Origin of the sequence: Arthrobacter sp. Br18 (genome assembly GCF_000520555.1) — a bacterium.
Taxonomy (GTDB): domain Bacteria; phylum Actinomycetota; class Actinomycetes; order Actinomycetales; family Micrococcaceae; genus Arthrobacter_D.
Window position 1 is genome coordinate 71780 of record NZ_KI914885.1, and the last position, 1640, is coordinate 73419.

At 67.9% G+C, this 1640-nt stretch carries 1 protein-coding gene and 1 pseudogene; both read right to left on the minus strand.

Annotated features, from left to right (window positions below):
* Window positions 1–526, minus strand: a pseudogene (locus Y704_RS24605) (hypothetical protein); the annotation flags it as partial.
* Window positions 527–704: 178 nt separating this feature from the next.
* A complete protein-coding gene (locus tag Y704_RS22890; protein WP_051477117.1) occupies window positions 705–1346 on the minus strand; it encodes a hypothetical protein in 642 nt (213 codons plus the stop codon).
* Window positions 1347–1640 lie beyond the last annotated feature (294 nt).

Here is a 1640-nt window from a genome sequence, read left to right on the forward strand (position 1 = left end):
CGGTGTCCGGCGGCCCGACGGGGAGGCCAGCGGAACTGCTCTCCCCGGAACCGGTGTGCCCGGGCCCGATTTGTTCGGCACCGGCTGCAGCCTCGCGTACGGGAGCCTCGGCCGCAACCGGTGACGGCTGCTCGGCATCGAAGAGCGCGGTCTCACGCTTGAGGCCGACACGGGGAGTTTCCCTCGGTGGAGAGGGGATCAGGGTGTCGTGGCCCGCGTGCCTGGAAGGTTCCGGCCACATCGCCTCAGCGAATGCCCGGTTCACGCGTCTGCGGCGGTCCCGTACCGCGAGGGTGCGAAGGAGTGCGATCGCCGATACCGCGAGCACCGCCAGGATCGCAGGCCAACCTGCAGAAACAGTACCGAACGCCGCGAGGGCAAGGGTGAGAACCATGCCCAGCACACCGAGGATTGCGGTGACCGCCAGGGCGGCCCTGCCGTAGCGGACGTTCAGTGCGGACGGCCGCGGCTCGGCTCGGTGCACTAGGGGAACATCGCCGGTCTGGTCGGTAGCCTGTCTGTCCATCGTGCTCTCCTGGCTGCGCCCTTGGGATGTGTGGTTCCCGGAACGGGAATTTCGGTGGACCTGCTGTGCTTCCCGGCGGCGGGCGGCTGCGGGTTTCCCCGAGGACCTGGCACGCCGCAGGAAGAACGGTGCAACCCAGACCAGCCAGAGACCGACGACAGCAGCCAGTACAACCGAGCTATTCAGAGAGAAGTCCACCTATAGAACGGTAGGAGAACAGCGTGCCGGTCGCGTGCATTGCGCCGGGCGTGTCGTTCTGTGTCGGGTCCTCCTCCAGCCGGTCACCCGACCGATCGGTGTCCGGCGGCCCGACGGGGAGGCCAGCGGAACTGCTCTCCCCGGAACCGGTGTGCCCGGGCCCGATTTGTTCGGCACCGGCTGCAGCCTCGCGTACGGGAGCCTCGGCCGCAACCGGTGACGGCTGCTCGGCATCGAAGAGCGCGGTCTCACGCTTGAGGCCGACACGGGGAGTTTCCCTCGGTGGAGAGGGGATCAGGGTGTCGTGGCCCGCGTGCCTGGAAGGTTCCGGCCACATCGCCTCAGCGAATGCCCGGTTCACGCGTCTGCGGCGGTCCCGTACCGCGAGGGTGCGAAGGAGTGCGATCGCCGATACCGCGAGCACCGCCAGGATCGCAGGCCAACCTGCAGAAACAGTACCGAACGCCGCGAGGGCAAGGGTGAGAACCATGCCCAGCACACCGAGGATTGCGGTGACCGCCAGGGCGGCCCTGCCGTAGCGGACGTTCAGTGCGGACGGCCGCGGCTCGGCTCGGTGCACTAGGGGAACATCGCCGGTCTGGTCGGTAGCCTGTCTGTCCATCGTGCTCTCCTGGCTGCGCCCTTGGGATGTGTGGTTCCCGGAACGGGAATTTCGGTGGACCTGCTGTGCTTCCCGGCGGCGGGCGGCTGCGGGTTTCCCCGAGGACCTGGCACGCCGCAGGAAGAACGGTGCAACCCAGACCAGCCAGAGACCGACGACAGCAGCCAGTACAACCGAGCTATTCAGAGAGAAGTCCACCTATAGAACGGTAGGAGAACAGCGTGCCGGTCGCGTGCATTGCGCCGGGCGTGTCGGCAGGACGTTCGAAGGACAGGGCGGCTCACGACCGGCGGG